Source organism: Pedobacter cryophilus (assembly GCF_005116455.1).
Lineage (GTDB): Bacteria > Bacteroidota > Bacteroidia > Sphingobacteriales > Sphingobacteriaceae > Pseudopedobacter > Pseudopedobacter cryophilum.
Map to the genome: position 1 here is coordinate 1 of NZ_SWBP01000003.1, position 14,316 is coordinate 14,316.

Sequence of the window (14,316 nt, forward strand, 5' to 3'; positions counted from 1 at the left end):
CACTCGTCGGWTTGCTGAGGGTACTGCTTTCATAAAGTTTCTACAAAAGATTTATTGGTCTTCCTTTCCAAATTTTCAAAGGCCATCCTTGCTTTGCCGCTCTGCTGTATTGCTCTGCTACGTCGCATTGCATAGCAACTTTGCAAAGACACCAACACAATTGGAATAGTGAATTTGACTCAAACCAAAGAAGTAGCCAGACAAACCAAAGTACACCGTTTAAATTCCGCCTTGGCGATTGCGGGTAGCATTGAAGAAGTAAAAGCAGAACCTTTCATAGCAATCGGCGAAGCGGTGGCATTTTGTTACTTTTTTGCTAAAGAAAAAGTAATAGGCCTCCGCGGCTATGAGCGGCGAGATTATGAAATAAAATACTAAATTTCAATTTTGACGATAATTTCCCAAACGCTCAAAGGGCTTTCCGTCCCTAATGGCGGGACAAGCCTAGTCACTTTCTCCTTGATGAGAAAGTAACCAAAGAATCAAGGCTTGATGAATATTTGATCAGTAAGCCTCAATAAATCTTTAATCGCAAACCGAAGCCGTGGGATCGGCAGTGTATTAATAAAGTTTATGCAACACTCGTCGGTTTGCTGAGGGTAGTGCTTTAGGTAAGTTTCTACAAAAGATTTATTGGCCTTCCTTTCCAAATCTTCAAAGGCCGGCCTTGCTTTGTCGTTCTGCATAACGACTTTGCAAAGGCACCATCTCCATTGGAATAGTGAATTTCAAAATTAGCCTTAGAAGTAGCCAGACAAACCAAAGTACACCAAATCATTCCGCCTTGGCGCTTGCGGTTGTGATGAAGAAATATTTGCAGAAACTTTGTAGCAATCGGCGTAGCGGTGGCTTTTTTGAATACTTTTTCAGCTAAAGAAAAAAGTATTTGCCATCCCGGCGGCATGAGCCGGCGAGATTATGAATTGAAATACTATTGTTCAATTAAAACTTAAATGGCCTTTTCCCACAAGGCTTTCCAGCCCTCATTGGCGGGCTAAGCCTAGTCACTTTTTCCTTGATGAAAAAGTAACCAAAAAATCAAGGCTGATGAATATTTGATCAGTAAGCCTCAATAAATCTTAAAGCGCCTGCCTGCCGGCAGGCAGGCAAACCGAAGCCGTGGGAACGGCAGTGAATTAACAAAGTTTATGCAACCCTCGTCGGTTTGCTGAGGGCACTGCTTTAGGTAAGTTTCTGCAAAAGATTTATTGGTCTTCCTTTCCAAATTTTCAAAGGCCATCCTTGCTTTGTTGCTCTGCATAACAGCTTTGCAAAGGCAAGATCTAAATAGGAATAGTGAATTTCAAAATTAGCCTTAGAAGTAGCCAGACAAACCAAAGTACACCAAATCATTCCGCCTTGGCGCTTGCGGTTGTGATGAAGAAATATTCGCAGAAACTTTGTAGCAATCGGCGTAGCGGTGGCTTTTTTGAATACTTTTTCAGCTAAAGAAAAAAGTATTTGCCATCCCGGCGGCATGAGCCGGCGAGATTATGAATTGAAATACTATTGTTCAATTAAAACTTAAATGGCCTTTTCCCACAAGGCTTTCCAGCCCTCATTGGCGGGCTAAGCCTAGTCACTTTTTTCTTGATAAAAAAGTAACCAAAAAATCAAGGCTGATGAATATTTGATCAGTAAGCCTCAATAAATCTTAAAGCGCCTGCCTGCCGGCAGGCAGGCAAACCGAAGCCGTGGGAACGGCAGTGGATTAACAAAGTTTATGCAACACTCGTCGGTTTGCTGAGGGTACTGCTTTCATAAAGTTTCTACAAAAGATTTATTGGTCTTCCTTTCCAAATTTTCAAAGGCCATCCTTGCTTTGCCGCTCTGCTGTATTGCTCTGCTACGTCGCATTGCATAGCAACTTTGCAAAGACACCAACACAATTGGAATAGTGAATTTGACTCAAACCAAAGAAGTAGCCAGACAAACCAAAGTACACCGTTTAAATTCCGCCTTGGCGATTGCGGGTAGCATTTTCATAGCAATCGGCGAAGCGGTGGCTTTTTTGAATACTTTTTCAGCTAAAGGAAAAAGTATTTGCCCTACCGGCGGCATGAGCCGGATGTGAATGAATTGGAATGCTAAATTTAAACTATATAAAAAGGATGAAAACCTTCCGCCTCCATCCTTAAACACCATAACATCAAAAAACAAATAAAAAAAATAGATAATCGTAATAAATTAACCCAAGCTTCCTTACTGTACAATTCTAGATAATACATCAGTATTTGCTTCTTGCCCTTTTCTGCCAATCGCTTTTATTCTACCATAAACCCTAATGCCACTGCGTAAACCACGCACCATTAATTCCCTTGAGCTGCTAGGTTGCATTTTCCATTGCGTTGCTGGCGTAGGCAGCTCATCTGTATATTCTAAAATATAAGAAACTGCATTATCAGCTCTTTTACAGGTAAACTTTAGCTCACCGGCATTCATGCCATCTAAAATTTTAAAGTCGGTGGGTAAACCCAAAACAGAAGGGATATCTCCCGACGATCCTAAATCAAAACCGGTACTCAATAAAAGGGCTTTATCACCGTTAGCCTGCGCATCTACATCCATTGCCAATTGGCGCATGGCGTTTAATAAGTCGTCTTTAGCTTGGTTTTTTAAAGCAATTAACAGCCTGTCGCCACCAGTAGTTTTATCTAAAGCATTGCTAAAGGCTGTTTGTATCAACGTAAAATTGGCAATAGTTGGGGTAGTAACCATAAAATTCACATTGCCAGTTAAAGAATTAACCACCGTTTTAGACTTAAAATTTAAAATCCCATCCGGAAATTTTGAGTAATCTGTAATTAATTTTTGTTGTTTCATATGTCTTTTTTTAATCGCCAGAGTAAATTCTCCTTTGTAGGGATTAAATGTAAAGGGCTAAATCACTAATCACAATAGCAGCAAGCCTAAGCCATACACAAACGAATAGTATTAACCATTACCGCTTAAAATTTACTTTAAATAGTTGTTTATGAGCTTTTTGTGCTGTAAAGCGGCTAGTTCCGACAAAGAACGCCCGGTTTTGACCGAACTTTTAAGCATAAATGAAAAGAAAAAAGGTTTTTCGCTAAACTAATGGCGTTTTGTGCGACAAGAAATACGCTTCGGGTGAAAGTAAATAGGCTTGGTGTTCGTAGAAATGTGCTTAGCGGGAAACTAAATGTGCTTTGGCCGAAACTAATTAGACTTCGCCTTTAAAGAAATACGCTTGGAGTGAAAAGAAAAATGCCTTGTATGGAAAGAAATACGCTTCGGGTGAAAAGAAATGCGCTTTGGGCGATACGAAATGTAATTGGTGTGAAACGAAATTGAATTTAAAACCAAAGGAATCTTTAGGGGGAGTAAAGTAAACTGAACCAAATTTTAGAATTTACCCTCATAGCATAAAGCCAAAGCCTTTGCCTTTAAAGAAAACCAAAATAAAAGCTAAATAAACAGGAAAGGTTAAAGAGGAGATTTAAAACCGAAATAAAATTTTAAAGCTCATTATTAAAACAAGCCTATTGTTAAACGGAATTACTATTTAGCAACCTGCACCAAATTATCCTCTCGGTTAGGTATAATTAAATACATTTCTAGCTCTTCTAAAGTAATGTGGTAAAAATCTTTTACATGTATAGTGGTAAGCTTGTCTTTTTTGCCCAAGCCAAATTTTTCTCTAATTCTATGGCATTCTTTGTACACCGCCTTGTCAGATTTTCCGGTTAATAATTTAATATCGGCAGGGTAAACCACCAGGCGTTTCATAGTTGTTTTCATAAGTTTAGATATTAGGGTGAGTTAAAAATAATGTATAATAAATTGATTATCAAAACTTTTTGTAAAATAATTTACTTTATGTTTATTTTTTTATGTTTTGAGGGCTGTTGTTTATCAGGTGGAAATGTTTAGATTCGTTTATCTATACGTTAAACCAGCATCAATTTCTATAATATAGCTAAACCATTAAATGTCAGAAGATCAGAAGAAACAATTAGAGAGCCAGTTGTGGGGGATTGCCAATTTATTAAGAGGCAAAATTAGTGCAGATGATTACCGAGATTACATTTTGGGCTTTATCTTCTACAAATACCTTTCAGAAAAACAATATTTATACGCTAACGAATTATTAGAAGGCGAAACAGTAACGGATTTTAAATTGGTTACAGATGAAGAAACCTTAGCCGCTATTAAAGAAGAATCTTTATTAAAACTAGGTTATTATTTACAACCTGCTGAATTATTTTCTGTACTGGCAGCCCGTGGTAATGCTGACACTGAAGATGAAAGCAATTATATTTTAGAGGATTTAAAAGCAGTGCTAAACCATATTGAGCAAAGCACCATGGGGACAGAATCTGAAGAAGATTTTAATGCCCTTTTTGAAGATATTGATTTAAACTCTACCAAAATAGGACGTACCGTTGCCGCCCGCAATGATATTATTGTAAAGATTTTAGTAAACCTAGATAAAATAGATTTTAGGTTGAAAGATTTAGATGCTGATGTATTGGGTGATGCTTACGAATACCTGATTGCCAAGTTTGCAGCCGGAGCAGGTAAATCTGCCGGCGAGTTTTATACCCCGCAACCTGTTTCTAAAATATTAGCTAAACTGGTAACTGTGGGCAAAAGTAAAATTAAATCGGTTTATGACCCAACCTGTGGCTCTGGTTCTTTATTATTAAGAGTTGCTAAGGAAGCAGAAGTAAGTGAATTTTACGGACAAGAACAAAACCGTACCACCTACAATTTAGCCCGAATGAACATGATTTTGCATGATGTGCATTTTAGGGAGTTTAATATCCAACATGAAGACACTTTAGAAACGCCTCGCCATTTAGAAAAACGTTTTGAAGCCGTAGTGGCAAATCCTCCGTTTTCTGCCCATTGGAAAGGCGATGCCAACCCACTATATAATAATGACGAACGCTTTAGCGAATACGGACGTTTAGCCCCAAAAACCAAAGCCGATTATGCTTTTTTAACCCACATGTTTTACCAATTGGCAGATAATGGCACTATGGCAAGCATTTTCCCACATGGGGTATTGTTTAGAAGTGCTGCCGAAGGCGATATACGTAAATACTTGATTAAAGAACGCAATGCCATTGATGCTGTAATTGGTTTACCCGCAAATATTTTTTACGGTACTTCTATACCTACCTGTATTTTGGTTTTAAAAAAATGCCGCAAAGCAGATGATGATATTATATTTATTGATGCCAGTAGCGATGAACATTTTATAAAAGAAGGCAACCAAAATGCTTTACGTGATGAAGATGTAGAACTCATTGTAAAAACTTATACCGAAAGAAAAAGTATAGCTAAATATAGCCATGTTGCTAGTTTAAAAGAGATTGAAGAGAATGATTTTAACCTGAATATCCCACGCTATGTTGACACTTTTGAAGCCGAAGATAAAATTGACTTAAAAGCTGTTTCAGAGGAATTAAAAACCTTGGAAACCGAATTGCAGGAAGTAAATACCAGCATAGCAGAGTTTTGTAAGGAGTTAAACATTGAAACCCCGTTTTAAATATGGAAGGGAAGAAATTAGTACCTGAGTTAAGGTTTCCGGGGTTTGAAGGGGAGTGGAAAGAGAAGAAGTTAGGAGAAATCGCAACTTTTATTAATGGTAAAGCATATAAACAGGTAGAACTTCTCGAAAAAGGGAGATATCCTGTTCTTAGAGTTGGAAATTTTTTTTCCAATAGTAGTTGGTATTTTTCTGACTTAGAGCTACCTAAAGATAAATTTTGTGATTATGGAGACCTTTTATATGCTTGGTCTGCTTCTTTTGGTCCAAAAATATGGGATGGCAATAAAACAATTTATCACTATCATATTTGGAAGGTGTTAAATGCAGAACATATAGATAAAAAATATTTATTTTATTTATTGGACGAGCAGACTTTAAAGATGAAGACTAATTCATCGAATGGATTTGCATTGTTACATATTACAAAAGGAACTATTGAAAATTGGGATGTAAAAATACCAGTGAAACAAAAAGAACAAAAAAAAATAGCCACTTTCCTTACAGCACTAGACCAACGCATTCAACTTTTACAAAAAAAGAAATTGCTTTTAGAAAGCTATAAAAATGGGTTAATGCAACAATTATTTAATCAAGAGTTGAGGTTTAGGGATGAGAATGGGAATGATTTTGCTGATTGGGAGGAGAAGAAATTGGGGGAGGTTGGTAAGATAATTAATGGTTTAACTTATAGTCCTAGTGATATAGATCTTGAAGGTGTATTAGTTCTAAGGTCTTCAAATGTAAAAAATAGAAAATTAGTTTTTGAGGATAATGTGTTTGTAAAAACAAATAATTTTAATCCAGTTAAAGAAAATGATATTTTAATATGTGTTAGGAATGGAAGTAATAGATTAATTGGAAAAAATGCAATAATTAATAAACAGAATGAAGGTAAGGCTTTCGGTGCGTTTATGAGTATTTATCGGTCGAAATTTAATCTTTTTATATTTCATTGGTTTGATACCACTGAGTATAAAAAAGAGGTTCATAAAAATCTTGGTGCTACAATAAATTCTATTAATGGTAGTGATTTAGTGAAATTTAAGATTCCTTTTCCATCATTAATAGAACAACAAAAAATAGCTTCTTTTTTATCTTCGATAGATGAGGCGATAGAAAGGGTGGCTTTGCAGGTAGAGAAAATGCAAGGGTTTAAAAAAGGTTTGTTGCAGAGGATGTTTGTGTAATTGTCTGCACTGTGATTTATATGATTAGGGTGATTAAAAATGAACTTATAATATGGAAATGTTTAATCATAGCCATTTAGAAAGGTTAAGTAAATCAAAAGAATACAATTGTCAGAACTATGATTTATATGATTAGGGTGATTTTTTTGAGCTTTTAGAGTGGAAAGTTTTAAATCATAGCCATTTAGAAAGGTTAAGTAAATCACAAAAATACAATTGTCAGAACTATGATTAATATGATTAGGGTGATTAAAAATGAGCTTTTAGAGTGGAAAGTTTTAAATCATAGCCATTTAGAAAGTTCAAAAAAATCACAAAAATCAAGGTTCAGACAATTGTCTGCACTGTGATTTTTATGATTAATATGATTTTTTTGAGCTTATAGCATGGGAAATGCTAATCATAGCCAGATTGCAAAGTCAAGAAAATCACAAGAATCAAGGTTCAGACGATTTTATTTTATGACTATTGACGACAGACACTTTAATAGCTTAATTGCGGTATGAAAACAAACAAAATGAAAAATTTAAAAGAAATGTTAATATCAAATGGTTTCCCTAGAGTAAATTCAAACAACCTTGATGATGATAATAAATTTACCTGCGAACATTATATAATTGAGGTTAATGGTAATAAAGTTGGTTTATGGGATAATAACAATTTATTTAAAAAGCTTATAGATGAATTTCCTGCTGATAATTTATATGAAATAGTAAAAAAAATAGCAAATCATAAATCATAGCCATATAGAAAGGTCAAGAAAATCAAAAAAATCATAGTTCAGACAAGATGATAAACGAACAATACAAATACTCAGAGCTGACTTCCAAAATAATTGGATGCGCTATGGCTGTACATAAAGTGTTGGGCAATGGTTTTCAGGAAGTGATTTATCAAAGAGCGTTAGAATTAGAGATGAATTTGGCGGGAATTAAACACAGCAGAGAATTTGAAATGCCTATATTTTATCGTGAAGTACAAATTGGCACCAGAAGAGTCGACTTTTTAATTGAAGGTGCAATAGCAGTAGAATTAAAAGCGCTTATTAAATTGGAAGATGTGCATTTGGCACAGGCTATTAACTATTTAGAAGCCTATAATTTAGAAGTGGGTTTACTAATCAACTTTGGCGAAACAAGCTTAAATTTTAAAAGATTAAATAATAAAAAATATAAATCAATACCCTGAAATGACTAAAACATCTACCATTGAACAAGAAAAAGAATACTTTTTAAAAAACCAGTTTTGGGCTGCTACCATTTCGGCAGCATTTGCTAGGGCTTATGTTTATACCTCAGAATCTGGAGTTAAAATAACTGATAAACAAAAGAATGATTTTAAAAAGGCCTTATTTAAATGTGTTGAAGGATTGGTTGAAACCGAGTATCTAAACAGGAATATTAATGAGGTAGAACACATCAAAAACATTCAAAAATTACAAGAATGTGTAAACGCAGAACATATTTCGATTTTACCAGAGAAAGGATTAAAATTTGGTGTCGCACAAAAACTATTAAATCTTTACCTAAAATATTTATGGTGTTCAGATAAGCTAAAATATCCACCTCCACATTTCCCATTAGATCGATTAATACAGGAAAATAATATTCAAGTAAATTGGACTGATTTGAAATGTGATGAAAAGAAATATAGTGAAGTAATTAATGATTTATGTAAAGGAGAAGGAAAAGCTGAATGGGAATTAGTAAAGTACAATAGCTTTTTAAGATAATGACCATTCAACCCGAACAGATATTAGAGAATAATTTAGTTTCCCAATTGGTTGATTTGGGTTATGAGAATGTGCTCATTGCTGATGAAAAGGGATTATTGAAAAACCTTAAAATTCAGTTAGAAAAGCATAACCATTGCAGCCTAAGCGATAACGACTTTAAACAAATTCTCAATTACATTAATAAAGGAAACATATTTGAAAGAGCTAAGCTATTAAGAGACCGTGTGCCTTATGTAAATGATGAGGGAGAAGCCAAAACGGTACAACTCATTAACCAAATTCATTGGTGCCAAAACGAGTTTCAGGTTACCCAACAAATTAGCATGGTGGGCAGCTACAAAAACCGTTATGATGTTACCATACTTATCAATGGTTTACCATTGGTACAAATAGAATTAAAACGCAGGGGTTTAGAGTTAAAAGAAGCCTTTAACCAAACCAACCGATACGAAAGACACAGCTACGGAGCAGGGCAGGGCTTATTTCAGTTCATCCAAATATTTGTAATTAGTAATGGTGTTAATTCTAAATATTACGCCAACAGTCCTATTAAAGCAAGGTCTTTTAAGCAAACCTTTTACTGGGCAACAGAGAAAAACAGACTAATTACGCAATTAGCAGCCTTCTCAGAAATTTTTTTAGAGCCTTGCCATATCGCAAAAATGATTACCAAGTACGTGGTACTTAATGAAACCCAAAAAGTTTTGATGGTATTACGTCCGTACCAGTTTTATGCAGTAGAAAACATTGTTGAGCGGGTAAAAACTACTACTAAATACGGGTATATATGGCATACTACAGGTTCGGGTAAAACCTTAACTTCTTTTAAAGCAGCACAAATTCTTACCAATTTAAAGGAAGTGCATAAAGTGGTTTTTGTGGTTGATAGGAAAGATTTAGATTATCAAACCAGTCAGGAATTTAATGCCTTTAAAAAAGACAGCATAGACAGCACCAATAATACTCATACTTTGGTACAGCAACTTATTGGCGATCATAAGTTAATTGTAACCACCATTCAGAAACTGAATACTGCTATTAGTAAAACTAAGTATCTGCATAATATGGACACATTAAAAGATAAACGCATTGTTTTTATTTTTGATGAATGCCACCGCAGTCAGTTTGGGCAAACACATGAAAGTATCAAGAAATTCTTTGCCAATTGCCAACTGTTTGGCTTTACAGGAACACCCATATTTGAAGAAAACGCCGGAAAAAATGAGTTTGGTAAACGTACCACCACCATGCTTTTTGGCGATTGTTTGCATAAATATGTAATTACCGATGCCATTAGAGATGAGAATGTTCTAAAGTTTTCGGTAGAGTATATCCGTACGTTTAAAAAGAAAGACCACATTTTAGATATAGAGGTAGAAGCTATTGATGAGGCAGAAGTAATGGATGCGCCGCAGCGTTTAAATAATATTACAGATTACATTATTAATAACCATAGTCGTAAAACACATGGTCAGGAGTTTACAGGTTTATTCTGCGTTTCAAGTATTGATGCTTTAGTAGCTTATTATAAGCTATTTATACAGAAAAAAGAAGCTGGTGAGCACAACTTAAGATTAGCTACTATTTTCTCTTACCAAGCCAACGAGGATGATAAAGATGCGGTTGGTTTTGTACCCGATGAGGAGTTTTCTATGGCTGCCGAAGACCAAGAAGAATACCTTACACAACACAGCAGAGATGATCTGGAAGATTTTATACAACACTACAATAAGCAATTCGGCACTAATTTTACCAGTAAAGACAGTCAGAAATTCTATAATTACTATAATGACATTGCCAAAAGGGTAAAAAACAAGCAAATAGATTTGCTTTTGGTAGTAAACATGTTTTTAACAGGTTTTGATAGTAAAATGCTAAACACCTTGTATGTAGATAAAAACCTAAAACATCATGGTTTAATTCAAGCATTTTCTCGTACCAACCGTATTTTAAATGAAGTAAAATCTCAAGGTAATATTGTTTGCTTTAGAAATTTAAAAGAAGCTACAGATGATGCCATTACTTTATTCTCAAACATTAATGCAAAGGATGAAATCATTATGCAGCCTTTTGAGGATTATGTAGAGAAGTTTAACACTGCATACATTGATTTGCTTAAAATAGCACCAACGGTAAACAGCGTAAATGATTTAAGAAGTGAAGAAGAAGAGCTGGCATTTATTAAAGCTTTTAGAGAATTAATGCGATTAAAAAACGTATTGACCACTTTTACGGAGTTCAGCTTCGACCAGCTTTCTATGACTGCTCAACAATTTGAGGATTATAAAAGTAAATACCTCGACTTGTATCAAAAGACTAAAACTGGCGATGCAAAAGAAAAGGCTTCTATTCTAAATGATATAGATTTTGAATTGGAGCTGATACATAGGGATGATATTAATGTTACCTATATTCTTAAACTACTTGCAAAACTAAAAGATGCCAAGCCAGAAGAACAAGAGAAACAGCGCAAAGCTTTAATAGAAATTATGACCGGAGATGTTAGTTTGCGTAGTAAACGCGAATTAATAGAGAAGTTTATTCAAGTGAATTTACCCAACATTACAGATTCTGAAGAAATACCCGAAGCTTTTGAAGTGTACTGGAACGAAGAACGAAGAAGTGCTTTGCAGAAAATGAGTGAAGAAGAAAATCTGGATTCAGAAAAGTTGCAGGACATTATTGGTCAATACCTTTTCACAGAAAAAGCACCTTTACGTGATGATGTAATGAGTTTGGTGAAAGTTCGACCAGCTTTAAAAGAAAGAGCCTCTATTGCAGAAAGGATAACTGGAAGGATTATATCTTTTGTAGATACGTTTATTAGTGGAATAGCGGGGTAATTGTCTGAACTGTGATTGATATGATTTGTATGATTATTCTGAACTTGTGATGTGATACGATTATTTATTTTTTAGAAATAAAAGGCAAAGAAATCAAATAAATCATTTTTAATATTTATTTATCCCATCAACTTATTTTTTTAATTGCCTTAATTTAAAACATGTAATAAAACAAAACTTATCTATGAAACTAAAGCATCATGAACTAGAAATTGACATTAATAATCCCTTCTTAAATTGTAAGTTAAATCGTGAGCAATATGCAGATGTACTTACGCAAATAGTTTATAACTATGCAGATGGTTTCGTTTTAGCAATTAACAATGAATGGGGTGCAGGCAAAACCACGTTTGTAAAAATGTGGCGTCAGAAATTAAATTATAAAGATTTTAAAACAATATATTTTAACGCTTGGGAAAATGATTACGATAGCGAACCGATGGTTGCGCTATTAGCTGAATTAAAAAACATAAATCCCAAGGACGCAACGTCTACTTTTAAAAAAGTCCTAAAAAACAGTGTTACATTGTCAAAAAATTTGTTTCCTATTCTAATTCAATCATTAGCAGAAAAGTACATTAATACAGAAATAATTAAGGATGCAGTTAATACAATTACAAAAGAAGCTACCCAATTATTTGAAGAGGAAGTGATAAAATATGCTGACAAAAAACAGAGTTTAGACGCATTTAAAATAGAACTTGGTAAGTATATACAAGAAGAATGTAACGGCAAACCTCTAATATTTATAATTGACGAATTAGATCGTTGTAAACCTGATTATGCTGTTCAAGTTTTAGAATGTGTAAAACATTTCTTTTCTGTACCAGGGATTGTATTCGTTCTTTCAATAGATAAAGAGCAATTATGCAATGCAATTAAAGGATTTTATGGAAGTGAAAGTATTGACTCTGCAAATTATTTAAGAAGATTTATAGACATTGAGTATCAAATACCTTCACCAAGTGTAAAAGAGTTTGTTGATTACTTGTATGAATATTTCAATTTAGACGAATTTTTTCGCCATGAGAATAGATTGAAATATGATCAACTAAAAAGAGACCATGAATATTTTAAAAAGTATGCATCATTAATTATTGACACTAAACAGCTTTCATTAAGAGAACAAGAAAAACTTTTTGCATATACCAGATTAATACTCACTCAGTTTGAGAAAAATAATTTTGTTCTCCCTACCGTTTTGCTGACTTTCATATATGTGAAGCAATATAAACCAGTACTTTATAATAAAATTGAACTTAGAAAATTAGAAATAGCTGAGTTTGCTAATGAAATTGAACAAGTATTGAAAGATTACAACGGTAAAGAATTAAAAGTAGAATATATTTTTTCACTTTGTTTAGTGTGCTATAATAAATATTTAGAAGAAAATCATATTCATAAACAATTAATTGATGTAAATATTGAGCCTAAAAAATTATTATTTAAAACTAATTTTAATGAGGATAGTGTAATTTATTCTATTAAAAGTATAGATGATAGTAGAGGTGAAGCTGTAAGCTTGAGTCATCTATTAGACAAAATTAATTTAACATCACAATTAGTAACATTAATATAATCCTCATTTGGGTCATTTGGCTCAGGTATGAAGAAAGGGTAATTGGGTAAATACTACTTGTGCCTTTACCATAACTTAAATTAGTTAAGATGTAACAGCAGACAAAAGTACATTACTCAATTCACAAGCAAATGCTACTTACTTGAGCTAAATGAGGGAATTTATTAAACTTGTTTACAGGCATCAGTAATAAAAACAAAATTTAAAAATAGGCAGACAGAATGTGCAGGACATATAACATGATTGGGTCACTTTCGACTTTAAAATCACATTTAGAAGAGAACCACATTCATGACTTCAAATCTTTAAAAGAAGTAATTAATTTTCAAAACTCATATTCAACTTTCCGCCAACAATTAATTACTAACCATGAAACACTTATTGAGCAGGAGAAAGATACGCTCAATACAGATTTGCAGCAGTTAGACATCACTATAGCAGCACAAAAACAACAAACAGAACTAATATTGTTATCTGAAATTGACGCACTGAAACAGCTGTTAAACTTTGTGACTGATGACGGTTCATCAAACTTATTTCAAAAACTAAGAAAGAACTTTATACAATGGAATTATAAAAGGCAACTCATATATAAGGAGCGCAATTTTGATATTGAGGTAACAAAATCAATTCGTCACCATGTTAAGATTCAACAAGTTAAGCGTAAACGCTATCAATTTATCACCTCGCAATTTAACATAGCAGTAAAAGAAAGTGCACAAACAGCTTTATGGGAAATTGAAAGAAAGAAATCGGTTATTGATCACTCTAACAGTTACATTTATGGTGCTTTAGGAGAACAAAAAGTTGTTAAAACATTAGAATCGCTATCAGATGAGCATTTTTTAATTAATGACTTTTCCATTTCCTTCTCAAATGCAATTTACAATAGACAAGAAGACGATTATATAAAATCAATTCAAATAGACCATTTGCTTGTTGCGCCATCAGGCATATTCTTAATAGAGACAAAAAACTGGAGCGAAAAATCTTTAAAGAATTTAAGCCTACGTTCACCAGTCAGTCAAATCAAGAGAAGTAATTTTGCATTATATATTTTGCTTAAAAATGAAATAAGCAATTTTCATCTTCGTTTAACCGACCATCATTGGGGTGATAGGAAAATAACAGTTAAGAACCTCATTGTTTTCACTAATACAAAACCAAAAGAAGAGTTTCAATACGTAAAGGTTTTAACATTAAACGAACTTCTTAGTTACATCAACTACTTTAAACCCATATTTTCAACTATTGAAACACAGCGTATTGCTGAATTATTGATAGAAATGAATAACCAAAAGACAATTTAGCAAGTAAATATTTAATTGCTTGTAACCCCTTTCTGTCCTTAGAGTTCTAGCGCAGCGTCTCTAAGGATTAAATAATGGAAAAGAGTCTTCAGACTCGCTTTATTTAAAAGCAAAAGCCCAAATTAATAAACTGGATTG

At 33.8% G+C, this 14,316-nt stretch carries 11 protein-coding genes; 9 read left to right on the plus strand and 2 right to left on the minus strand.

Annotated features, from left to right (window positions below):
- The first annotated feature begins 174 nt into the window (after positions 1–174).
- The gene (locus tag FA046_RS09045; RefSeq protein WP_136826089.1) at positions 175–378 is read left to right on the plus strand and encodes a hypothetical protein; all 204 of its coding nucleotides are present in this window, start codon (positions 175–177) and stop codon (positions 376–378) included.
- Between the two features lie 1,824 nt (positions 379–2,202).
- On the opposite strand, the gene FA046_RS09050 is transcribed toward FA046_RS09045, so the two are convergent.
- Both FA046_RS09050 and FA046_RS09055 read right to left on the minus strand, forming a co-directional pair.
- Complete coding sequence (locus FA046_RS09050) at positions 2,203–2,823, minus strand: hypothetical protein (protein ID WP_136826090.1); 621 nt, start codon at positions 2,821–2,823, stop codon at positions 2,203–2,205.
- Positions 2,824–3,522: 699 nt separating this feature from the next.
- The gene (locus tag FA046_RS09055) at positions 3,523–3,750 is read right to left on the minus strand and encodes a hypothetical protein (protein ID WP_169303340.1); all 228 of its coding nucleotides are present in this window, start codon (positions 3,748–3,750) and stop codon (positions 3,523–3,525) included.
- A 202-nt stretch (positions 3,751–3,952) separates the two neighbouring features.
- Between FA046_RS09055 and FA046_RS09060 the strand changes: the two genes are divergently transcribed.
- From FA046_RS09060 to FA046_RS09095, 8 genes are all read left to right on the plus strand, one after another.
- The gene (locus tag FA046_RS09060) at positions 3,953–5,521 is read left to right on the plus strand and encodes a type I restriction-modification system subunit M (RefSeq protein WP_136826092.1); all 1,569 of its coding nucleotides are present in this window, start codon (positions 3,953–3,955) and stop codon (positions 5,519–5,521) included.
- Positions 5,522–5,523: 2 nt separating this feature from the next.
- Positions 5,524–6,711 carry a restriction endonuclease subunit S gene (locus FA046_RS17260; RefSeq protein ID WP_169303341.1) on the plus strand — a complete coding sequence of 396 codons (1,188 nt, stop codon included), beginning with the start codon at positions 5,524–5,526 and terminating at the stop codon, positions 6,709–6,711.
- 502 nt (positions 6,712–7,213) lie between these two features.
- A complete protein-coding gene (locus FA046_RS09070) occupies positions 7,214–7,453 on the plus strand; it encodes a hypothetical protein (RefSeq protein ID WP_136826093.1) in 240 nt (79 codons plus the stop codon).
- Between the two features lie 47 nt (positions 7,454–7,500).
- A complete protein-coding gene (locus FA046_RS09075; RefSeq protein ID WP_136826094.1) occupies positions 7,501–7,899 on the plus strand; it encodes a GxxExxY protein in 399 nt (132 codons plus the stop codon).
- 1 nt (position 7,900) lies between these two features.
- Positions 7,901–8,443: a hypothetical protein gene (locus FA046_RS09080; protein WP_136826095.1), complete on the plus strand. Its 543-nt coding sequence runs from the start codon at positions 7,901–7,903 to the stop codon at positions 8,441–8,443.
- A complete protein-coding gene (locus tag FA046_RS09085; RefSeq protein WP_136826096.1) occupies positions 8,443–11,289 on the plus strand; it encodes a type I restriction endonuclease subunit R in 2,847 nt (948 codons plus the stop codon). The genes FA046_RS09080 and FA046_RS09085 overlap by 1 nt, the downstream gene beginning before the upstream one ends.
- 184 nt (positions 11,290–11,473) lie before the next feature.
- Positions 11,474–12,868 (plus strand): KAP family P-loop NTPase fold protein, encoded by a 1,395-nt coding sequence (locus tag FA046_RS09090; protein WP_136826097.1) that lies wholly within the window; start codon positions 11,474–11,476, stop codon positions 12,866–12,868.
- Positions 12,869–13,107: 239 nt separating this feature from the next.
- Entirely contained in the window at positions 13,108–14,178 is a 1,071-nt protein-coding gene (locus tag FA046_RS09095) for a nuclease-related domain-containing protein (RefSeq protein WP_169303342.1), read from the plus strand.
- Positions 14,179–14,316: the final 138 nt, after the last annotated feature.

Bases quoted from the DNA above. Each gene is read 5' to 3' on its own strand.
- FA046_RS09095 (WP_169303342.1), top strand. From the start codon at position 13,108: ATGATTGGGTCACTTTCGACTTTAAAATCACATTTAGAAGAGAACCAC.
- FA046_RS09050 (WP_136826090.1), bottom strand. From the start codon at position 2,823: ATGAAACAACAAAAATTAATTACAGATTACTCAAAATTTCCGGATGGG.
- FA046_RS09070 (WP_136826093.1), top strand. From the start codon at position 7,214: ATGAAAACAAACAAAATGAAAAATTTAAAAGAAATGTTAATATCAAAT.
- FA046_RS09080 (WP_136826095.1), top strand. From the start codon at position 7,901: ATGACTAAAACATCTACCATTGAACAAGAAAAAGAATACTTTTTAAAA.
- FA046_RS09090 (WP_136826097.1), top strand. From the start codon at position 11,474: ATGAAACTAAAGCATCATGAACTAGAAATTGACATTAATAATCCCTTC.
- FA046_RS09055 (WP_169303340.1), bottom strand. From the start codon at position 3,750: ATGAAACGCCTGGTGGTTTACCCTGCCGATATTAAATTATTAACCGGA.
- FA046_RS09075 (WP_136826094.1), top strand. From the start codon at position 7,501: ATGATAAACGAACAATACAAATACTCAGAGCTGACTTCCAAAATAATT.
- FA046_RS09085 (WP_136826096.1), top strand. From the start codon at position 8,443: ATGACCATTCAACCCGAACAGATATTAGAGAATAATTTAGTTTCCCAA.
- FA046_RS09060 (WP_136826092.1), top strand. From the start codon at position 3,953: ATGTCAGAAGATCAGAAGAAACAATTAGAGAGCCAGTTGTGGGGGATT.
- FA046_RS17260 (WP_169303341.1), top strand. From the start codon at position 5,524: ATGGAAGGGAAGAAATTAGTACCTGAGTTAAGGTTTCCGGGGTTTGAA.